The 22,042-nt window shown below is 36.9% G+C and carries 20 protein-coding genes; 3 read left to right on the top strand and 17 right to left on the bottom strand.

Translation table 11 applies throughout. The features are described 5' to 3' along the window. Position 1: 1 nt before the first annotated feature. The 9 genes from QNI15_RS30960 to QNI15_RS30925 form a co-directional block, all read right to left on the bottom strand. Positions 2 to 1,849, bottom strand: coding sequence for an ATP-binding protein (locus tag QNI15_RS30960; RefSeq protein WP_314035549.1), 1,848 nt, complete (start codon positions 1,847 to 1,849; stop codon positions 2 to 4). Further along, on the bottom strand, positions 1,850 to 2,980 hold the full coding sequence (locus QNI15_RS30955) for a sensor protein KdpD (RefSeq protein ID WP_314035547.1): 1,131 nt from the start codon (positions 2,978 to 2,980) through the stop codon (positions 1,850 to 1,852). An 87-nt stretch (positions 2,981 to 3,067) separates the two neighbouring features. Then, on the bottom strand, positions 3,068 to 4,177 hold the full coding sequence (locus QNI15_RS30950) for a porin (protein WP_314035544.1): 1,110 nt from the start codon (positions 4,175 to 4,177) through the stop codon (positions 3,068 to 3,070). Between the two features lie 45 nt (positions 4,178 to 4,222). Further along, the gene (gene kdpC, locus QNI15_RS30945) at positions 4,223 to 4,792 is read right to left on the bottom strand and encodes a potassium-transporting ATPase subunit KdpC (RefSeq protein ID WP_314035542.1); all 570 of its coding nucleotides are present in this window, start codon (positions 4,790 to 4,792) and stop codon (positions 4,223 to 4,225) included. 77 nt (positions 4,793 to 4,869) lie between these two features. After that, complete coding sequence (gene kdpB / locus QNI15_RS30940) at positions 4,870 to 6,942, bottom strand: potassium-transporting ATPase subunit KdpB (RefSeq protein WP_314035540.1); 2,073 nt, start codon at positions 6,940 to 6,942, stop codon at positions 4,870 to 4,872. 60 nt (positions 6,943 to 7,002) lie between these two features. Further along, positions 7,003 to 8,715 (bottom strand): potassium-transporting ATPase subunit KdpA, encoded by a 1,713-nt coding sequence (gene kdpA / locus QNI15_RS30935; protein WP_313993016.1) that lies wholly within the window; start codon positions 8,713 to 8,715, stop codon positions 7,003 to 7,005. Positions 8,716 to 8,752: 37 nt separating this feature from the next. Continuing rightward, positions 8,753 to 8,830 carry a K(+)-transporting ATPase subunit F gene (gene kdpF / locus QNI15_RS39025; RefSeq protein ID WP_390902227.1) on the bottom strand — a complete coding sequence of 26 codons (78 nt, stop codon included), beginning with the start codon at positions 8,828 to 8,830 and terminating at the stop codon, positions 8,753 to 8,755. Between the two features lie 560 nt (positions 8,831 to 9,390). Then, a complete protein-coding gene (locus QNI15_RS30930) occupies positions 9,391 to 10,740 on the bottom strand; it encodes a sigma-54-dependent transcriptional regulator (RefSeq protein WP_313993014.1) in 1,350 nt (449 codons plus the stop codon). 209 nt (positions 10,741 to 10,949) lie between these two features. Further along, a complete protein-coding gene (locus QNI15_RS30925; protein WP_313980682.1) occupies positions 10,950 to 11,105 on the bottom strand; it encodes a lmo0937 family membrane protein in 156 nt (51 codons plus the stop codon). A 231-nt stretch (positions 11,106 to 11,336) separates the two neighbouring features. Here QNI15_RS30925 and QNI15_RS30920 point away from each other — a divergent pair, with 231 nt between their 5' ends. Beyond that, on the top strand, positions 11,337 to 12,308 hold the full coding sequence (locus tag QNI15_RS30920; RefSeq protein ID WP_313993012.1) for a YihY/virulence factor BrkB family protein: 972 nt from the start codon (positions 11,337 to 11,339) through the stop codon (positions 12,306 to 12,308). Positions 12,309 to 12,336: 28 nt separating this feature from the next. On the opposite strand, the gene QNI15_RS30915 is transcribed toward QNI15_RS30920, so the two are convergent. The 4 genes from QNI15_RS30915 to rpoN all read right to left on the bottom strand — a co-directional run bounded on the left by QNI15_RS30915 (position 12,337) and on the right by rpoN (position 18,918). After that, positions 12,337 to 13,776 carry a hybrid sensor histidine kinase/response regulator gene (locus QNI15_RS30915; protein WP_314035538.1) on the bottom strand — a complete coding sequence of 480 codons (1,440 nt, stop codon included), beginning with the start codon at positions 13,774 to 13,776 and terminating at the stop codon, positions 12,337 to 12,339. 72 nt (positions 13,777 to 13,848) lie between these two features. Beyond that, positions 13,849 to 15,759 (bottom strand): ATP-binding protein, encoded by a 1,911-nt coding sequence (locus tag QNI15_RS30910; protein WP_313993008.1) that lies wholly within the window; start codon positions 15,757 to 15,759, stop codon positions 13,849 to 13,851. Positions 15,760 to 15,858: 99 nt separating this feature from the next. Then, the gene (locus QNI15_RS30905; RefSeq protein ID WP_313993006.1) at positions 15,859 to 17,340 is read right to left on the bottom strand and encodes a sigma-54-dependent transcriptional regulator; all 1,482 of its coding nucleotides are present in this window, start codon (positions 17,338 to 17,340) and stop codon (positions 15,859 to 15,861) included. Between the two features lie 108 nt (positions 17,341 to 17,448). Beyond that, the gene (gene rpoN, locus QNI15_RS30900; RefSeq protein ID WP_313993004.1) at positions 17,449 to 18,918 is read right to left on the bottom strand and encodes an RNA polymerase factor sigma-54; all 1,470 of its coding nucleotides are present in this window, start codon (positions 18,916 to 18,918) and stop codon (positions 17,449 to 17,451) included. A 476-nt stretch (positions 18,919 to 19,394) separates the two neighbouring features. On the opposite strand from rpoN, the gene QNI15_RS30895 reads away from it, so the two are divergent. Continuing rightward, a complete protein-coding gene (locus tag QNI15_RS30895; protein ID WP_313993002.1) occupies positions 19,395 to 19,838 on the top strand; it encodes a response regulator in 444 nt (147 codons plus the stop codon). On the opposite strand, the gene QNI15_RS30890 is transcribed toward QNI15_RS30895, so the two are convergent. Genes QNI15_RS30890 through QNI15_RS30880 form a run of 3 tightly spaced genes read right to left on the bottom strand, consistent with a single transcriptional unit; the run spans position 19,826 to position 20,840 of the window. Then, positions 19,826 to 20,221 carry a hypothetical protein gene (locus tag QNI15_RS30890; protein ID WP_313980670.1) on the bottom strand — a complete coding sequence of 132 codons (396 nt, stop codon included), beginning with the start codon at positions 20,219 to 20,221 and terminating at the stop codon, positions 19,826 to 19,828. The genes QNI15_RS30895 and QNI15_RS30890 overlap by 13 nt on opposite strands. Next, positions 20,205 to 20,525, bottom strand: coding sequence for a phage holin family protein (locus tag QNI15_RS30885; RefSeq protein WP_313993000.1), 321 nt, complete (start codon positions 20,523 to 20,525; stop codon positions 20,205 to 20,207). Before QNI15_RS30885 ends, QNI15_RS30890 begins: the two co-directional genes overlap by 17 nt. Before the next feature lie 42 nt (positions 20,526 to 20,567). Beyond that, entirely contained in the window at positions 20,568 to 20,840 is a 273-nt protein-coding gene (locus QNI15_RS30880) for a YtxH domain-containing protein (RefSeq protein WP_313980666.1), read from the bottom strand. 447 nt (positions 20,841 to 21,287) lie between these two features. On the opposite strand from QNI15_RS30880, the gene QNI15_RS30875 reads away from it, so the two are divergent. After that, positions 21,288 to 21,626: a response regulator gene (locus QNI15_RS30875; protein WP_313980662.1), complete on the top strand. Its 339-nt coding sequence runs from the start codon at positions 21,288 to 21,290 to the stop codon at positions 21,624 to 21,626. A gap of 104 nt (positions 21,627 to 21,730) precedes the next feature. On the opposite strand, the gene QNI15_RS30870 is transcribed toward QNI15_RS30875, so the two are convergent. After that, positions 21,731 to 21,979: a hypothetical protein gene (locus QNI15_RS30870; protein ID WP_314035535.1), complete on the bottom strand. Its 249-nt coding sequence runs from the start codon at positions 21,977 to 21,979 to the stop codon at positions 21,731 to 21,733. Positions 21,980 to 22,042 lie beyond the last annotated feature (63 nt).

Here is a 22,042-nt window from a genome sequence, read left to right as displayed (position 1 = left end):
TTTATACCAATGTTACAGGAATAGTAAACATGAAAATACTTCCTTGCTCAGGTTCACTTTCCACCCATATTTTTCCACCTTGTGCAGTTATAAATTCCTTTGAAATGGCTAATCCCAAGCCTGTACCTAAAGAACCATTACTCTGTTCTGGAATACGAAAATACCGTTCAAATATTTTTTCCTGGTAAACTTTGTCAATTCCTTTCCCAAAATCCTGTACAGAAAAAACCACAGTTTTATTTTCCTGTTTTGCGCTAATAATGATTCTGCTTTGTTCTGATGAGTAACGTACTGCATTAGACAAAAGATTAATCATTACCCAGGCAGTTTTCTCCCGATCGATATATAATTCAGGGAGAGTATTGTCAGCAATAATCTCTATTTGTATATTTTTTTGATCCATCTGAGCTTTTAGAGCCTCATAAGCATAGTCAATAATCTCTTGCGGTTTGGTAGCCCTGAAATGTAACTGGATATTTCCAGTCTCAACCTGTGTCAAATCCAGTAGCTCACGGGTAATTTTTAATAATCGTTGTGTATCCGCCTTTATATTATCAATCATATATTTTTGTTCTTCATTGATACTTCCGATACGATCGTCTTCCAGTAGTTTTAAACTTAGATTGATCGAAGATATTGGCGTTTTCAATTCATGCGAAATTGTGGCAATGAAGTTAGTCTTGGCTACATTTAATTCTTGAAAATGAGTAATATTCTTAAGGACAATTACATATCCAATTTTTCGGGAGTTGGTTTCACCTGTACGCACAAACACCACATCAATAATATCCTTTGTAAAATAGGATTCTTTATTGTCCACTACAATCTTTAGTGGAGTTTGGCTTTCAGAAGTTGCATCAGTGACAAGATCCTGAATTAAATTCCGCATCAGGTCATTGGTTAGTGCTATATCAGGAGCATATTTCCCTGTCACTTCTTCAGAATTTACTACCATCAACTTTGTAGCCTCCTGATTAATAAATAATATGCGTAAATTCTCATCCAATCCGATGATAGCATCCCGCATATTATTTATCACAGTATCCAAACGTTTCTTATCAAACAGGATTTTAGCTAGGTTGCTGTTTTCATACTCATCCAATTTTTCCGCCATCGAGTTAAATGCACTAGCGACTTCGCCGAATTCATCATTAGATGTAAAATGCAAACGTTGCTGATAATTTTTGTTGGCAAGGAGTCTGATACTATGGGATAATTCCTGAATAGGATTAGCGATATATCCTGGGAAATTCAAAAAGAAAGTGAAATATACAATGAAGGCTACAACTCCAATCACTGATATATAACTCAATACTTTTTGAGCTGTAGCCTGTGCACTATTATTCTTACGATCTATTGCACACAGATTTACCTCTGAAATCTGATAAATATCCTTCTGGAGATCTTTATATTGAGGGATTATTTCATTAAAATAATAATCAGAGGGCGTTGACCTATTTGTAGCAGACTGAGTCAGCTGTAGCAGATGTGTATAGTTACTTCTGAGAGATTGTACTAATTCTTTCTCACCGGACTCTGTTATATTATCCTCTTCATTTTTCAGATTTTTTTCAAATTCAACAATAGCTTGTCTGAGCATTTGTTCACGTACCAGATTGGTAAGGCTATCTTGATTGGGAGAGAAAAAAAACTCGGTATGGTATCTTTTCATTTCATCTAACGCCTGCGTCATGGCATTGGTGTACTCTACAGATTCATAATTATCCTCAATAATCTGATCAGATTCATTGGACAATAATTTGATAAAGTATGCACCCAACCCTCCGATTATAACAAATAAGGCAAATAGAAAAGCAATCCCTGCTACCAGTTTGGTTTTTATTTTCATTTAGGATACAATGATTAAATCAATAGGTGTGGATTCTGTTTTAAGAAGCATATTTCGTAATAAAGTTGACTTGAATACAAAATTCCAATGATTAAAATGGGGTTTACCTAAAATGATAAAACTAATTTGTTTCTCCAAAGCAATGTTTAAAACAGCATCTGACACACTGTTGTTTTTTACTCGTATTACCTCCGCTCCCATCTCTGTTGCCATCTTAAAATTATTGATCAGATGTCGCTGGGATGCTAGTTTAATTTTATCCGGATCTTCGCGTGGAGTCTGAACATACACCACATACCAACTGGCATCATAGTAGCTGGCAAGTCTGGCAGTCTGACGGATTATTTTCTGTGCTCCTTCATTGTTTGAACTAATACAGGCCAATAGCTTTTCAGGACGTAATCGATTGGGCCCCAGCACCTCTGTTTCAATCTTTTTCTCAACCTGATAGGCAACCTCTTTTAATGCCAGTTCCCGAAGTTGTAAAATCTGTTCAGACCGAAAAAAATTAGACAATGCGGCTTCTATCTTTGCACCATGATATATTTTTCCATCCTTGAGTCGTTGAATCAGTTCATCTGCAGGCAAATCAATGTTTACTATCTCATCTGCCATACGTAATACATGATCAGGCACTCTTTCAGATACCTCAACTGAGGTAATATGATATACCTGGTTGTTCAAGCTTTCCAGATGCTGAATGTTTACTGCACTGATCACACTGATACCAGCCTGAAGCAATTCAACTACATCCTGCCATCTTTTCTCATTTTTGCTACCAGGAATATTGGTATGTGCCAGCTCATCTACTATTACCACTTCCGGATGCTGATTTAGAATAGACTGCAGGTCCATTTCTTCCAGTTCCTTACTTTTATAAAATACTTTTTTTCTGGAAATAGTTGGCAGATCTCCTACCAATGCAGCAGTTTCTGCTCTATTGTGTGTTTCTACAAATCCGATTTTCAGATTAATACCACTACGAATCAACTGGTGGGCTTCCTGAAGCATTCTGTATGTCTTTCCGACACCAGCACTCATTCCTATGTAGAGCTTAAATTTCCCTTTCCGTGATTTCTGAATGAGTTGTAAAAAATGATCAGCAGACTCATTCTGGCTTAGCTCAGGCATGATGAATAGCGTAATTTATACGATAGAATGAATATACAAAGTCAAAGGAGGATTGTATCTCCTCTAACTTTATTCTTTTTGGTAAACTTAAAACTTAAATGCCATAGAGGTTGTAATTATACCATCTGTCTTTTTAGTCTGATTGTCTTTCATAAACACAGCATTTGAGGCAGAGTATAATCGCCCTTCAATACGTAAGGCTACGCTTTCAATTGGGAAATAATCCAGATTCAATGAGGGACTAAATGTTTTAAAACCGGTCACAAATATTTCATCAGGTAGAGCTGTAGGTGCAATGATAATGTTATTAGGGTCATTATAATATTCTACTCTTCCAGTTATGGCTACTTTATCTGTTGGTTTGTATCGAACCATCAGATTGGGATTCCACCAAGTTTTGGTGCCATCTTTTTTACCATTTAAATCCAGTTGTTGTTGCCAGCCAATGTCAAAAGCGGCAATAATGGTAACTTTGTCGATCAGATCAAGAACGGTATAGAAGTTATGATAATAACGATAGGTCCCTTCTTTTCCAAAGAACGTACTGGAATTCAATAAGACGCCTTTAGTAGGTTTATACTGAATCTGTGTACCTAAGGCTTTATTCTGATCTGTTTCAACTATTCGCTGCCATCCATTCAGAACTAGTCCGGAAATGGTCAGTTGATCACTGATATCCCAGGTAAGCTTTGCTCCTGTTTCATAATATGGTGTATTGTCGGCCATTAGTGATCGTGTGAGTGTTGGATTATCAATAGATAATGCCGACTCATATCCAATGTGTGAAGGTAAGATCCCAGCATCCAGCCACAGCCCTTTGGCTAAGCGAACACCAACATTAGCCTGGTAAATATACTTAAGTACTTCCGAACCATTTATTGTTTCAGCAGCATAATTCCGCTGTACATAGGTACCCGTATGCAATCCGATATTTCCCCTTACGACGTCAGAAGTATAGGCAGCCCCTATAACCGCATTATTGAGAGCAAACTCATTATGCCGGCTATGTGCGTATACAAAACCTGGACGTTCATGGTTTTCAGGTTGGTTAAAATCATATAGATAATAAATGTCTGCAAAAGCACTAAATGTCAACTTAGGTTTAGCAATTTCAATACTATCTGTAGTCGATACAGTCTGTCCCTGAGCAAGAACCACTGAAGCAGTCAAACAAGCTGCCACAATCCATTTTTTCATTTATACTGGTTTTTATTTAAGTAAGAAAATTAACTGAATAAGAAATTATTTAAGGTTATCCAAAGCGAGATTCAGCTTCAGGACATTTACCTGACGAGGACCAAAGATACCTAAAAAACGGTCTTCCATTTGTTCGTCAACCAATGCTTTGACTTTATCCTGGGAAAGCTTACGGACCTGAGCAATACGTGCAATCTGAACATAAGCAGCTTCCGGAGATAGATGAGGATCAAGTCCACTACCAGAAGCTGTAACTAATTCAGAAGGAATATCAGATTTGTTAATTCCAGGATTATGTACCAGAAAAGTGTCTATTCTGGATTGAACAGTTGCCAGATAATCCGGATTAGATGGACCAGCATTGGAGCCATAAGAGCCATTTGTTGCATCAAAGTTGAAAGCAGAAGGACGCGAATTGAAATATTTGTCAGAGGTAAAGGGTTGCGCTACATTAGCAAACCCTACAATTTTCTCTCCTCGTTTGATGATTTCTCCTTTACCCCCATTTGGGCCAACGACTCTGGCAATTCCTACAACAAATAAAGGATATATACCACCCAAAAACACAAACAATACTAACGTAATTATGACGGATTGTTTTAAATACGATAACATATACAAAGTTCATTAAGTAAGTAAAATAGTGGGAGTTCAGATCAGTGTTAATGTGTCTACCAATCTGAAAAATCTCTTTAAGCCATTCCCAATAGTGTAATCACTACATCTATGATTTTAATCCCTATAAAAGGGACGATAACACCTCCCAAACCATATACCAGTAAGTTTCTTCTCAATAATGCACTGGCTCCAATTGGTTTATATTCTACACCTCGTAACGCCAAAGGAATCAGAAAAGGAATAATGATAGCATTAAAGATCACAGCTGCCAGAATAGCTGATTGAGGACTTGTCAAATGCATGATATTCAAAGCCTGTAAAGCAGGAATCGATCCCATAAACAAAGCGGGTACGATGGCAAAGTATTTAGCCACATCGTTGGCAATAGAAAAGGTAGTGAGTGTACCACGAGTAATGAGTAGTTGCTTACCAATCTCAACAATCTCAATAAGTTTGGTAGGATCATTGTCCAGATCAACCATGTTACCAGCTTCTTTTGCAGCCTGTGTACCTGAGTTCATAGCAACCCCCACATCTGCCTGAGCCAAAGCAGGTGCATCATTGGTACCGTCACCCATCATAGCGACAAGCTTACCACCAGTTTGTTCTTTACGGATATAGTTTAACTTTTGTTCTGGAGTAGCTTCGGCAATAAAATCATCTACCCCAGCCTTCTCTGCAATATATTTGGCAGTTAACGGGTTGTCACCTGTTACCATCACAGTCTTCACTCCCATTTTGCGCAAACGCTGAAATCGTTCCTGGATACCTGGTTTGATGATATCTTGCAATTCAATTACCCCCATTACCATATTATTTTCTGCAACGACTAAAGGAGTTCCACCATTAGCAGCAATATCTCTTACCGTATTTTCTGTCTCTACTGGAAAAGTATTTCCACTCTGTAATGCCATTCGTTTAATGGCATCAAAAGCACCTTTTCTAATTTTGCGTCCATCAGTCAGATCTACACCACTGGAACGGGTTTCTGCGGTAAATTTAATCAATAGACTACCCTGCGGTAGCTCTTTTTTACCAGAGGCAGATCCATTTAAACTAGTACCAGCTAGGTCAACAATTGATTTTCCCTCTGGTGTTTCATCAGCCAGTGAACTCAACATGCAATGTTCAATGAATAACTTTTTGTCAATTCCGGTTGCAGGATAAAAATTTGTCGCTTTCCGATTACCAATGGTGATTGTACCCGTTTTATCCAAAAGCAACGTATCAATATCCCCTGCTGTTTCTACAGCACGTCCTGACTTGGTAATTACATTTGCTTGTAGCGCTCTGTCCATACCGGCAATCCCAATAGCAGATAACAATCCTCCAATGGTAGTTGGGATCAGACATACAAACAAGGATACTAGTGCAGCAATAGTTATAGGAGTCTGTGCATAATCAGCAAACGGTTTGAGTGTAACTGTTACCAGTAAAAAGGTAAGTGTAAAACCAACCAGCAGAATAGTAAGTGCAATCTCATTAGGAGTTTTCTGGCGGCTTGCACCTTCTACTAACGCAATCATTTTATCCAGAAAGCTTTCACCGGGTTGAGTGGTTACCTTCACCTTGATATGATCAGATAATACCAGTGTACCGCCTGTTACACTTGAACGGTCTCCACCTGCTTCCCGAATTACGGGCGCGGATTCACCTGTAATCGCTGATTCGTCAATTGTAGCTAATCCTTCTATAATTTCCCCATCAGCAGGAATTACATCTCCAGCATCACATACAAATATATCTCCTTTCTTAAGTTGAGAAGAACTCACTACCTGAATTTCATTCAGTTTAATGTCTCCAACCAAAAGTACACGCTTAGCCGGGGTTTCTGAACGGGTTTTTCGTAAGGATTCTGCCTGAGCCTTTCCTCTTGCTTCCGCTAATGCCTCTGCAAAGTTGGCAAACAAGAGTGTAAGTAAAAGAATAACAAAGATACTCAGATTATATCCCAGAGATCCCTGGCTTACCTCACCTGTCAATAGAATATTGAGGCACACAGCCAGCATAATTACTGTTCCAATTTCTACGGTAAACATGACTGGATTTTTAATCATTGTAACCGGATTAAGTTTGACAAATGATTCTTTCAAAGCATCGGCCATAAATTCTTTCCGAAATAATCCGGATTTATTTTTAGTTGCCATTTTTCGTTGATAAACAATAAGTTACAAACAGAACATATATTATATATTTCCCAAAATCAATTACATAGAGAAATATTCTGCTAAAGGTCCTAATGCCAGTGCGGGAAAGAATGAAAGTGCTGTAATCACTACTGCAACAGCCATAATCATCACACCAAAGGTTACTGTGTCAATACGTAAGGTACCTGATGATTCTGGAATAAATTTCTTGCGAGCCATCAATCCTCCTATAACTACAGGCCCGATCAATGGTATATAGCGCCCCAGGATCAGAACAAAACCCGTAGCAATATTCCACCAGGGAGTATTATCTCCCAGACTTTCGAAACCAGAACCATTATTGGCATTAGAGGAAGTAAATTCATAGAGTATATCCGAAAATCCGTGGAAGCCAGGATTGTACAACCAGGATTCTTTACCACCATATCCTACCAGGGCTGCGTTATTTGCCGCAAACCAAGCTGTCATAGCTGTACCAACCAGAATTAAAAACGGAGATAACAAAGCCACAATCATAGCAATCTTTACTTCCCGTGCTTCAATTTTCTTCCCCAGCATTTCTGGAGTACGTCCAACCATCAGACCAGATATAAATACTGCAATAATCAGGTAGATGAAGAAGTTTTCGAAGCCTACACCTACTCCACCATAAAAAGCATTAATCATCATTGCCAGTAACGCATTCAAGCCGGAAAGTGGAGTTAAGCTATCCTGCATACCATTTACGGATCCAGTTGAGATTACGGTTGTTGCGATAGACCAGAATCCGGAAACAACCGGACCAAAGCGCACTTCTTTTCCCTCCATATTGCCATGAGACTGGTTAATTCCCATAGCTGCAATAGCAGAGTTGCCTTGTGTTTCTGCAATCATAGTCGGAATAGCCAGTGCTAGGAAGCCTATCGTCATCACACCAAATATCATCCAGGAAAGCTTTCGTCTGTTCAGGTAAAAACCCAGGGTAAACACCAACGCCACAGGGAGGATCATTTGTGCAATCAACTCAACAGAGTTGGTAAAATAATTGGGGTTTTCCAATGGATGGGCAGAGTTTGCTCCAAAGTAACCACCCCCATTAGTTCCCAGGTGTTTGATGGGTAGCATAGCAGCTACAGGTCCTCTATACACAGGTAAAGTGGCTCCTTCTAGAGTATGAATGGTTTCCTTTCCTTCATATGTGGCAGGCATACCATTAATCACAAAGACAATAGCCAGCATCACACAAATAGGCAACAGGATACGGGTAATGCTTTTTATAAAGTAATTCCAAAAATTCCCCAGATCACTTGTTGTCCGATCACGTAGCCCATTAATGAGAATGGCAAAAGCAGCCATACCGGTCGCAGCAGAAACAAACTGAAAAAACGTCAGAACAAACAACTGTGAAAAGTATGATACCCCTGACTCGCCATAATAATGTTGTAGATTGCAGTTAACAATAAAACTGATAGTAGTATTAAAAGCCAGATGAGGAGACATATTCGGAATACCATCCGGATTAAGAGGTAACCACGCTTGTGTCATTAATACCAGCATACCTAGTAAAAACCAGATAAGATTGATTGTAAGCAGGGCAAACAAATTCTGCTTCAAAGTCATTTCCCGTGTTGGATCAATACCTGACAGGCGATAGAACATATTTTCCAGTGGAGACATAAAGTCCAGCAGAGATTTCTCTCCTGCATAAACTTTGGCTATATATTTACCCAGGATGTAGCCTGTCAAAATAATAACAGCGAAAATGACTACAACTCCTGCCAATTCATTTATCATAGAATAGTATAAATTTTATAAGCGTAAACAAATATTCTCAGAACTTTTCAGGCTTGATGAGTACATAACACAGATACCCAAAAACCACAATAGAAATAATTAGTAAGGCAATCATAAAGTAGAGAGGGTTGACAGATTAAACATTTTCAAAAAAGTCAACAGATTTAAAAAATAGCCAGAAGCAGATCAGACCAGCAAGAACAAGTAGAATGATCATCAGAACGTCAGACATAGTAGTAACCGATTATGATTTATAATTTTTAGAAACAGAAACTTTTGAAGTCTTCTTCTTTGGTAAATTATAGGACAAGAAGAATCCTATCAAGCAAAGCAAAAAGGCAATGAAAAGCAGAATTGGAAGCGACATAAAAGAGTATTGTTAAGAGTTAATTTCGATTTGGTTTTATCGAATCGTTTCCTCACTAATGCCAAATGAAATGCCATCTATCTAAAAGGATTAGACATAAACAACAACTTTCTAAAAATCAATTACTTACCTCAAACAAGAAATAATTAAAGAGCTTTAACTTTTTCATTTTGAAAATGATTTTTTTTCAAAATGAAAAAATGGGTTTGCTAAAATTGATAAAATAGAATTTTCAACAGGATTGGAGTGAAATAAAAAACCCTATAGATATTTGCATCTACAGGGCTTTTTAACAGAAAGCAATGGAGTTATTCTAAACCATATTCGTGCATCTTTCGGTAAAGTGTAGTAAGACCTATACCAAGCAAATTAGCTGCTTCTGGTTTGTTACCGCCTGTTACGGACAAAATTTTCTGGATATGAATCTTCTCAATTGCTGAAATAGATGTTTCAGAATGGTTGATAGCTTTATCTGTTTTATCTGACAGAATTTCAATAGGTAGCAGATCTGCTGTAAGTTGATCCGAGTCACAAAGAATAACAGCTCGTTCAATGATATTTTTTAATTCACGTATATTGCCCTTCCAATTATATCCCAACAATTGTTTGATAAAGTCAGGGGCCAGGGAATCGATTCTTTTATTAGTTTTTAAAGCATAATACTGGCAGAAATGCAAAGCTAGAGCGGGTATATCATCCTTGCGTTCACGTAAAGCTGGAATCTGGATTTTAAAGACCGATAACCGATAATATAAATCCAGACGAAAATGCTCCTTCTCTGCCTCTTTATTCAGGTCTCGATTGGTTGCAGCTACAATACGAACATTCACTTTGGTAGGTTTAGTATCGCCTAATTTGGTAAATGTCTGGGTTTCCAGTACCCGCAAGAGTTTGGACTGTAAATCTGTGTGCATCTCTCCGATTTCGTCCAGAAATAGGGTTCCGGTGTCTGCTTCTTCAAATAAACCTTTTTTATCAGATACAGCACCACTGAAGGCTCCTTTCCGGTAGCCAAACATCTCAGATTCCAGCAAATCTTTGGGAAAAGCACTACAATTAACTGCTACAAAGGGTTTTCCCTTTCGTGTACTTGCCTGATGAATGGCCTGTGCGAATAATTCTTTTCCTGTTCCTGTTTCACCCTCCAATAAAACAGAAGTGTCAGCTGCAGCGACCCTTCTGGCCATATTGATTACATTAGTTATAGCAGGTGCATAGCCAATAATTGTCTCAAAACCACTCTGCGTATTCATCTTACTCTCCAACTCTGAGACTTTTTTTCTAAGCTGAGCTTTTTCCAAAGCCTTTTCTATGGTGAGAAGCATTTGTTCATCCTGATCACCTTTTGTGATATAATCAAACGCACCTAATTTCATGGCCTTTACTCCATCAGAAATGGTACCATAGGCAGTCATTACAATAACTTCTATCTCTGGGTATTTTGATTTTACTTTTTGTAACAGATCTATTCCATCCCCATCAGGTAATCGAACATCAGTTAAAATCAGTAAAACGTCTGTGTGTTTTTCCAGTTCTTGTAAACCCTGGCGTACAGTAGATGCTTGCCAGATAGTATATCCTTCAAGCTCAAGAATACGTGTCAATAACGATCTCAGCTTTACTTCATCATCAATAATTAATAGGGATGGCTTTGTCATTCAACAGCTTTATTTCAGTAAAAGCCTGCAAGTATACTATTTGCACATCAAACTTTTCTAAAAAGCCCTGCAACGTATCATATTTCTAAAAACAAAAAACAGCTTATATGATATAAGCTGTTTGCCAAAAGAAAGATTATCTTACTCCATTCAATTCTCACATCTTTCTTATATGTAATTCCAAAAGATTCAATACAAATATAACCCTGCTACACACTGGCAGCACCTCTAATAACAGCCAGAATCAATGCGATTACAGCAATTACTAATAGAATATGGATTAATCCACCAAGGCTAAATGCAAAAAATCCCAAAAGCCATCCAATCAATAAAATGACGGCAACGATATACAATAAATTTCTCATGGTTGATAAGGTTTAGTATATTCAGTTTGTTTTTACTACCAAAGATTTTCAAAGAATCATGCCATTACTCTCTTAGTATAAACTCACTTAGTATAGTACTCAACCATTCAGTAGATAGGGTACAATTGTGACTGTTTTTCTACAATTCGCAAGCAAAATCAACCATTTCAAGAAGTTACGAAATTTTTCTTTGCATTAGTTGAGATTCCGAATGACCTTACTAGTACAACTATGCATGTAAAAAAATTTTTTCAAAACTTCTGGACAGTATTAAAAGGTAGCTTCAATGCTTTTATAAATGACAATGCGATGAAGCTTAGTGCGTCTTTATCTTACTATACAGTTTTCTCACTAGCTCCTCTACTAATTGTTGTGATCTCACTCTTAGGGGTATTCTATGGAAGGGAAGCTATACAAGGTCGTATCTACGGTCAGATAGATTCGGTAATTGGTAAAAGTGCAGCGTTGCAAATACAGGAAATAATTAAAAATGTACAGATATCTGGAGATAGTCATATGGGGGCTATCATAGGTATTGCGACATTAATATTCAGTGCGACTGGTGTATTTATTGAAATTCAGGATTCTATAAACTCTGTCTGGTCTATCAAGGCTAAACCCAAACAAGGGTGGTTTAAGTTTATTCAAAATCGCCTGTTATCCTTCTCTCTTATTATTACATTAGGCTTTTTACTATTGGTATCTCTTATAGTCAGTGCTTTTTTAGATATTCTCAGCCAACAGTTAGAACGTCTATTCTCTGATTACACACTCTATATTGCATATGCTCTAAATTACATTCTTATAATCTGTGTCATTACAGCACTATTTGCAATAATATTTAAAGTACTTCCGGATGGTAACCCTCGCTGGAAAGACACATTAATTGGTGCAGCATTTACAGCTGTATTATTTACGTTAGGTAAATTTCTGATAAGTTTTTATCTCGGTCAATCTGATGTTGGTAGCACATATGGGGCGGCCGGTTCTATTATTGTGATTCTGTTGTGGGTATATTACTCCTCTATTATCCTCTATTTTGGTGCAGAGTTTACAAAGGTTTACTCACAATGTTTTGGGACACCTATAGAGCCGTCTAAGCATGCAGTCTTTATTGTTAAAGAAGAAACAGAACATTCAGCAAATGAGATGAAGACCATTAATCATGAAAATAAAAAATCCTCACTTCTGGCTGAGAAATGAGGATTTTCTTAAAAGGTTAGTTTTAGATTTAATTCAGGTTTTCATTTCTCGGAAAACGGATAGTAAATTTAGTACCTATCCCTAATTCAGACTCTACATCTACTGTTGCTCCATGTGATTGGAGAATATTCAGTGTTGCTGCAAGCCCAAGCCCCATACCATCCTGTTTTGTTGTAAAGTAAGGTTCAAACAGGTGTTGCAGTTCTTCCTCTTTTATACCCACTCCATTATCTTCTATGAATGTAAGACAATAGGTATCTGTAATTTCTGTTCCGATAGTTAGTGTACCTATATCTTCTGACATTGCCTCAATAGCATTAATAATGATATTCAGTAAAGCTATTGATACCAGTGATTTATCCAGATTTAAATCACACTCAGTTTTTTCGTACTGTTTCACCACAGTCACTTTCTTCAGATGAGCCCGATCTTTTGCCAGATCAATAGTTTCATCCAATAGTTGATGGACAGGATAAAATGTACGCCTCACTTCCGTAGGTTTGAGCGAATTCAACAAATCAGTAATCAGACCATTTACTCTATTCACATTACGTTTGATAATATCTGTATACAACGAAAAGGAGTCATCTACCAACTCAGCTTCCAGTTGGTCCAAAGCCAGATTAATATTTGTCAAAGGATTGCGAATTTCATGACCCATTGTACGTACCAGACGTCCACTGGCAGCCATTTTTTCAGCCAGAGTAGCATTTCGTTCCAGTCTTTTCTTTTCAGTTACATCATGCAGTGTGCCCTGATAGTAACTGTTATCCTCATTAGACGGGCGGCCCAGCGAAAGAAGGCAATAAAGCTTTTTCTGACTTTTGGATAGAAAAACAGCTTCCCACTCACTTACTTCTTTTTTATTCTGGAGCAACTCGTGTAGTTGTCGCTTATGTGCTGTTTCTTCCATTAGGTCCTGAAGTTGCATCTGTAAGAACTCGTCTCTCTTATATCCCAGAATCTGGCTTCCTGCTGAGTTAACATCCAAGATAGTTCCTTTATCATCCATCAAAAAAATAAAGTCTTGAGACTGGTCAAAGATATTCCGGTATTTACGTTCACTTTCGCGTAAAGCCCGAATTGCAGACATACGTTCAATGGAATACCGGATACTTCTTTCAACTTTCTCGCTATCTAATTCACTCTTGATAAGATAGTCCATAGCTCCAAGTTCTGTCGCCTTTCTGTCAATATCCGAATTGCCTTTACCTGTCAGTAGTATAATAGCAGCATCTTCATCAATTTCTTTGGTTTCCCGAATAAGGTCCAACCCATTCTTTGCACCAAGAAAGAAATCATAGATATAGATATCATGATTCTTTTCTGCAATTTTTTGAATGGCATCCTGATAACGATAGGCCCAACTGACCATAAATTCTTTATCTGGTATGCCACTCAGATAGTTTTTCATTAATAAATAATCATCTTCATCATCATCGACTAACAGCACACGAATAGTTTCCATTTGTAGAGTGGTACCTTTATTTCTCTTAAAGGATTTTTTTACAGGTAATTAATAAAATGTCTGTTTATATGCTTACTCAGAGAAAGGTAATGTAAAAGTAAAGGTAGCCCCATTTCCTGGAACACTTTCTGCCCATATAGTGCCTCCATGTCCTTCAACAATCCTTTTACAAATAGATAGACCTATGCCTGTTCCAGAATATTCAAAGCGCGCATTTAATCGTCTAAATAAGATAAATATTTGTTCAGCGTACTCAGCATCAAAGCCTATTCCATTATCTGAAACAGATATTTGCCAGTATTTTTTAGTATCTATCTCCTGATTTAAACTGGAAGAAACAACAATTACTGGCTGATGGGTATTAAACTTTAAGGCATTACCAATCAGATTTAGAAACAGCTGGTGCATTTGTGTACTAACCCCCATAACCTTAGGCAAATTCCCAATTTGTATTATAGCTTGCCTTTCATTTATCATCTCTTCTAAATCTTCCAACACTTTTTGCAAAGTTTGAGATAAGTCCAATTCGATAAAAGTTTGCTGAGACCTTCCAATTCGTGAAAATTCAAGTAAGGTATGAATCATTTCCTGCATACGTTTGGCAGATTCTCTCATCCTTTCCAGTGAATCAAACTCACTCTCTGTAAGTTTAGAACCAAGGCGTTGCTGCAAAAACTCAGCAAATGCTCTTATTTTGCGTAAAGGTTCCTGTAAATCATGAGAAGCAACATAGGCAAACTGTTCCAGTTCCTGGTTGGAATGATTAAGTTCCTGAATTTTTGATTCGAGTTCCTCTTCATATTTACGTAATTGAGTAATGTCATTTATACTACCTACCATTCTACGTGGATACTCACTCCCATCTTCTCCTAGTCGTCCATGAATAATTACTATCCGGGACTGTTTCTTTGAAGTAATCAACTGTGCTTCTATATGAAAGGTTTGCTGGTTAGCAATTGCCTCAAGTGAGGCGTTTTTAACAATATCTCTATATTCTTTCTTGATGAAATGGTATAGATACTCATCAAAAGATATTGCCTGAAAAGCATTTTCAACTACCTCATGCAGTTGAAACATTCCTTTCGACCAACTCATCTTTCCAGTATCCAGACACAGTTCCCAACTACCATATCCCATAATAGATTCTGCTTCTTTCAACAAAGCCTCGCTATTGATTAACTGGCGTGTAGTATTTCTTATTTCAGTAATATCAGCTGCACTTCCACGAAGTTTTATTGTATTACCTGTCTCATCAAGAATGGTTTGTCCTTTACCCAATAAAATTCGTTGTTCACCATCAGGTCTTATTATCCTGTGTTCTATTTCATATGGAACATGATCCTGTGTACATTTTGCAATGCAATCATTCATTCTTTTCTGATCCCTGAAATCAATCAGACTGAGAAATGAATCATAGTTTAACTCAAATAATTGAGAATCCTGACCAAATATTTCCCAAAGACCTTTGGACCATACAATCTTATTAGTACTAATATCCCACTCCCAACTACCAAATTTCATGGCTACCTCTGCCTGGGTCATAATCAACTCCTGTTGTCTGAGTTGTTCCAACAGTATCTTCTCCTCGGTAATATCCTCTGAATATCCCAGAATTCCGGTAACTTGTTTCTCCCCTTTTTTTAAAACTGTATATCTTGTTTTTAGGTATCTTACACCTCCATCTTTATGTTTTACAGTGCTTTCTTTAAGCCACACTTCCGGAAGTCCATTATCAACTCCTGTGAAGCCTTCTGGAAACAATTTATCAGATAATCCAGGCAATGATCTGTTCATTTCCTCCAGATCTGCCAGACTATACCCTAACAAATCATTTATCTCTTTATTGATAAAAATAATCTTTAGATCTGAAATTTCATGAATATGGATAATAACAGACGAGAGTCCAATAATTCGCTGGAAAGTATCTTCTGTAAGGATTTCAGAATCAAGCCGAGGACCAGGAATAATGGATGAAAGATGCATGGACTGTAAAAGATTGAGCAGATATCCTAACTCTGCATATATACAAGTACACTAACAGGAATTACACATCATAGCAATACTGTTAGTGCACGAAAAATTTTATAGGTTATAAATTTTTAGTTTATTATATAATGTTTTCCGATCAATATCCAGTATTTTGGCAGCTTTACTTTTGTTAAAGTTTACCTGTTTCAATACATTAAGAATCATTTCATACTCAGCTCCATGTGCAACATCCTTCAGACTATTCTTTCGTGATAAAGTAGCCGCAGCAGAATTAACGTCAGAATGTGTCTCTATTTCCGGTATTGGTAAGGCGACTGGACTATCATCAATAAACTGTAGCTTTGAATAATTCGAAATCTCAAACGGTAAGGTTATAGCCTCAATATAATCTCCATCTGTAAGAAGAGTAGCTCGTTTTATAACATTTTTTAATTCTCTCAGATTACCTGGCCATGGATATCTCATAAAATGAGCAATTACATCATCGCTAAATCCTTTCACATTTTTACCCAGTTCCGAATTGGTAGTTTGAAGAAAATGGCTCGCAAAGGTCATAACATCTTCTTTTCTATCCCGTAAAGGTGGAACATCAATGCTAAATTCATTAAAGCGATAAAATAGATCTTCTCTGAACTTACCCTGACGAAAAGCATCCATCAGCTTTTCATTACTTGCCACCACAATGCGAACATCCAACGGTATCTCTTTAGTACTACCGATTCGTTTCACTCTTCGTTCTTGTACCACACGTAATAAGGATACCTGCACATCATAGGATAAGTTGGCAACTTCATCCAGAAACAGAGTTCCTCCATTTGCCTGTTCAAAATGACCTATTTTAGTACTTAAGGCACCTGTAAATGATCCTTTTTCATGACCAAACAATTCACTATTTGCCAGATCCCGGGGAATAGCGCCACAATCCATTGCCACAAACGGCTGGTCACGTCTTTTGCTTCGTTTATGGATTTCACGTGCAATAGCCTCTTTACCAGACCCGCTTTCACCATAAATGATGACACTATAATTAGTCGGAGCAACCAGATCTATCTGTCTGTAAAGTTCCTTGGAAGCAGGATCGTTCCCAAAAATATATTCGCTGTTAAAACGAAACGTCTTTGTCTTTTTGGTACTTTCTGCAAGACTATCTCCATTTAGTTCTGCTTTACCAGATTCAATAACTGGTGTAGCAACTTGCTGGGTAGCCTTTTCCTGAGAGTCTTCTAATGCTTTTCGGACAGTAAGGAGAATTTCATCCGGAAAAAGAGGTTTGGTCACATAATCAAATGCACCCAAACGCATAACGTCAACTGCTATTTTAATATCAGAATATCCCGTAATAACAATAACGGGAACATGTGGATATTTTTCTTTAATCTTTGTTAAGATTTCTCCACCAGTCATATCTCCAAGTTTGAAATCAGTCAACACCAGATCCGGTTTAAATTCTTGCAAAATATGAAGACTGTCTTTTCCATTGTTTGCTACCTGAACATCAAATTGATGTTTTGTTAGAAAGCGTTTTAACAATAAACAAATGTCTAAATCATCATCAATTACCAGAATTTTGCTCATACAAGAATAGGTTAAAAAGGTTGATTGGTTATTATGAGTATCTCTATACTAGTTAAAAATACTGAATCGGCAACTTGTCTGAAATATGACCTATTGCCGACAGGTAATCTATATTCTCAGTTTATGTTTACCAACATCTGTCCATTTACGTAATTTTGCAGATGGGATATTTAACTGATCCCGATATTTTACTACTGTCCGTCGAGCGATACTATATCCACGTGATACCAGCAAATCTACAATCTCTTTATCGGATAGTGTGTGGTTTTTGTCTTCGTTCTCAATTATATCTGCAATTAGTTCTTTCACCTCCATTGTAGACACTTCCTCTCCATCTTCCCGAATTGTTTTTTCTGTAAATAATTGTTTCAGAGGGATTATTCCAAAGGGTGTCTGTACATATCTTGTACTTGTAACCCGGGATATAGTAGAGATATCCATCCCGATCATATCTGCTATATCTTTTAAAATCATTGGCTTCAGATCCACAATTTCTCCAGAAACAAAATAATCGTATTGTAATTGCAAAATTGCGTTCATCGTGCTAAGCATCGTATTCTCCCGCTGCTGAATAGCATCGATAAACCATCTGGCTGAATCAACCTTATTTTTGACAAACTGATAAGTACTTTTATCTGTTTTAGCCTTGCCCTGAGCAATATCCAGCATTGCCCGGCTTAAACGAAGTTCTGGTGCATTTTTGCTGTTGAGAATTACACGAATTGAGCCATTCTCATACTGAAGAATAAAGTCTGGTACAATATATTCATTTACTGAAGCAGTAGCTGCATCACTGTAAATAGGCTTTGGCTGTAAAGAGGAAATCAGCTTCAGAACTTCCTGCATCCGTTCATAATCCAATCCCAGCAACCGCACAATACGATCGTAATTACCTGTTTCGATTTCATGCATATAATCCTCTACAATTGTACAAGCGAGAAGAACATTTTCATCTGTTTCGCGTCTTGATAACTGTAAAAGAAGGCATTCCTGTAAGTCACGTGCACCAATTCCAGGAGGATCAAGATGCTGAATAAGTTTTCGGATAGATTCGATTTCTTCTTCATCAATAAAAACATTTAATGAAAAAGAAATATCATCGGCAAGATCTTCTGCAGAATAACGCAGATACCCATCATCATCAATGGAGTCCAGTATAAACTCAGCAATTTGTTGCTGTCTTTCTGTTAATGGTAAAAAATGTATCTGATCTTTTAACTCTTCTCTGAATGATTTGGCCTGAGGTATAGGACGGGAATATTCTTCCTGATCTGCATAATTATTAACCTGAGTTTTGTAGTTAGGCATATCGTCATCCACCAAGCTATCCCAATCGTACAGTTCCTCAGTTACAGGTGTATCTTCATACATATCATCACCTTCAAATTCATCTGTAACCACATCACTTTCTGTTTCTTCAGCAATAGTTCCTCCTTCTTCCAAAGCTGGATTCTCCTCCAGTTCTTTCTGAATCTGCTGAACAAGTTCATCAGTTGACAGATGCAAAAGATTTAGCATTTGTATGTGTGTAGGAGCAATGCGAAGTCCTTGTTTCTGAACTTGAGTTTGCTTTAGCATAGTAATAAAAAATTAGGTCAGTAAGAGAATGTCATCTTATATTACCAACTCTTAGGCCAGAATATCATACCGTATTTACAAAACCCATAACCTTCTCTATAAACACCTGAAAATGTGGCACTTATATTTAAAATAAAAAAATATTGTATTTGGTCAGCCACTAAAGAAACAACACACACTGTAGAAATAATTCCACAACATCCGTATATTAACTGGATTTTGACAACATTTTCATTACTATTTCCACACTATTCCAAGAGTGTAGAAGAGTAAAGCACGAATCAGATGTATTTACTTTCAGTGTACTTGAGGAATATATACAATTATAGAAGCATAACTTGACTATCCCAGAACAAGGATGCAAAGATGTCAAAACCAATAATTAAAGGTATATAGAACCATTTTGTAGAGTTCTTAGTTATTGGTAAGATTATTATGTAGATTTTGAGCAGATTCCTCTACAAAATTTAGTTTCTATGAATCCTTATATCCTTGTTGCTGATGATGATGCAGATGATAGGTTTTTATTGCAGAATGCTTTTCAGGAAGAGAAAATACTTAATCCTGTTATCTACTTTCGAGATGGTGTAGAGTTGGTAGATCATCTTCATAAGCAACAAAATGACGAATCACTCACTCCAGGATTGATTATTCTGGATTTGAATATGCCACGAAAAGATGGAAGGCAGGCTTTAAAAGAAATAAAAAGCAATCCGGACTGGCGTTTTATTCCGGTGTTGGTTTTTACTACATCAGAGGCAGAAAAAGATATTGAGGAATCCTATCAGTTAGGTGCCAACAGTTATATAGTAAAGCCCAGCGACTATACAAAACTAACAGATCTAATCAGATCTATCCGTGATTTTTGGCTGGGCTCTGTAACATTACCTAGAAGGTCCATGATTAATCAATCATTATAAGCAATTGACTTGTTTAGCTTTCGTTCAGTTTCAGCATGATCAATCTGATCAACAATCTGATTTGACCATGTATAGTAGTTCTGATCTATATATTTACTCAAATAACGATTTGCTATAAATGGAACAACGGCTTTAATTAACCAGGAAGTACGACGTGGTAATAAAGCATTTACCAGGACAAATGATCCTATACATGCACCATACTTTAATAATTCAGGAGTAAAACTGCTACCAAGTACATCTTTGGCAAGATTGGATGGTTTTACTTCATCTTTTAAAGTTTTTATAGTCTGTTTTATCTGGCCTTTGTGCATTTCGGCTTCTGCGACTAATCGTTCTTTCTCGCTAAGAAAGTCCTGATCTGTTTCAATGTTTCCTATCATGATTCCACAAGTTTAATAGTTGCTTTACAAATGTAGTTTTGATGGTCTTTTTAGACACTATGTATAAGATAATTCCCAAAAGAATGTAAATTCCGGAAACGATAAAAAAACCAGCTGGCATATTCTGAAGCTTATCTCCAATCCACCAAGCTAATCCGATTCCCACAAAAAGTGCAATACACAGGGATACGATACCTACGATAAATAAGAGTACAATATCAGTGATAAGATGGGCGATCTTGTCAGAAGTATTCAGGAGCACAAGCTCGAAACGTGTTTGTACATACGCTTCGATGTGCTCCATTGAATCTTCGAGTTTGTCTTTGACACTCATTGAAATTTCTTCCTATACGTTTGAAGAGGATTTTGCGTGATTTGCATAGTTTGCACCTTCTTCAACGGCAGATTTCACTTTAGTACTAGCTTTATCCACTGTAGAGTTTATTGTATCTTTGCTTTTAGCTACAGCTTTTACTACTTCATCTGTCCAATCACTTAATGATTCGCTGATCTTTTTACGAAGACCACTTCCTTTATCTGGTGCGAATAACATTCCGATGATAGCTCCTGAAGCTGCTGCTGCTACAATTCCCAAGAAAATTTTACCGTTATTTGACATAATCTTATTTGTTTTTTAGGTTATAAATAACTGCAGAAGTAAAAAAAAGATGCCACTTTACACTTTATAGGCTTATTAACCTGTTTGATTTATAACTATTAATAGACAAAAACATTTATACAAACATTTTTATAGTAGATTTTGTAAAGGTTTTATATGTTTGGATGTGATGATTAATGAACCTTACTTAGTAGAGATAAGCCGATAGGTGAAAATGTAGAAACGTTTCTACATTTGGGTCATTCTCAATAAGGCGGAATTAAAAATTACCCAAAACATATTTCTATCTCCTCTTCCAAAGTCATATCTTTATTCCCTTTCTTTATTCATTTTCATACTATTCCACGCTAACAGTTTTATTTTTTCTAACTTTAAGCCCTTACAGTTTATTGATCCAGCAACTGGCATGATTTTTACATAGATAGAAAAGAATGAAATTATGCACGAATGGAAAAGAAAGTTTTAATCATAGAGGACGAAAAAGAAATCTGTCTATTACTACAGAAGCTTTTGGTTAATGATTCTAATGCGGTAGAATGCGCATTCTCCCTAAATGAAGGGATAGAGAAGGTATCTTCCTTGAAGCCTGATGTAGTTTTGCTTGACAATAATCTCCCAGACGGACAGGGAGTAGACTATATAAACAAGTTTAAAAATGGCGCAAATAGAAAAGTTATTATGATAAGCGCTATGCATAATCTACGTGAAAAAGCAATCGAGGCTGGTGTTGATTGGTTTATTGAGAAACCTATTAACATTATGACTATTCGGAACTTACTTAAATAAGATATAATCTAAGAACTTGTTATAGTAATAGAGTTCTCATATTTTAAATTTTTAAATAAAAAGAAAGCAGAACATATGTTCTGCTTTCTTTTATTCTATATGTTTTACTTTTTCTTTTCTGCTTTTTCTTCTTCACGTTGCCGTTGCAAATCGCTCTGACCAGCATCCTGTAAATCGTTAAGCATTTCTTTGCTTAATGGTTGATTAGGACCATCATCTAAACCAAAACCTTGTTGTGTAGAATTCTGAACGGGTCTGTCATCTCCTTTTTTAAATTCTACTCCGTCCTTATTATCTGTTAATACAGATTTTTTATTCTCAGGATTTTTCTGTGCTTCTTTATTGGTTTCCATAAACGTAGTTTTAGATTAATAAAATGAATTAGGGATAAAACCTCCAATTCTTACTTTATAGCT

It is taken from the genome of Xanthocytophaga flava (assembly GCF_030068545.1).
Classification (GTDB): Bacteria; Bacteroidota; Bacteroidia; order Cytophagales; family 172606-1; genus Xanthocytophaga; species Xanthocytophaga flava.
Note: the sequence above shows the minus strand (reverse complement) of the source record. Positions and strands in the feature narration are given on the sequence as shown.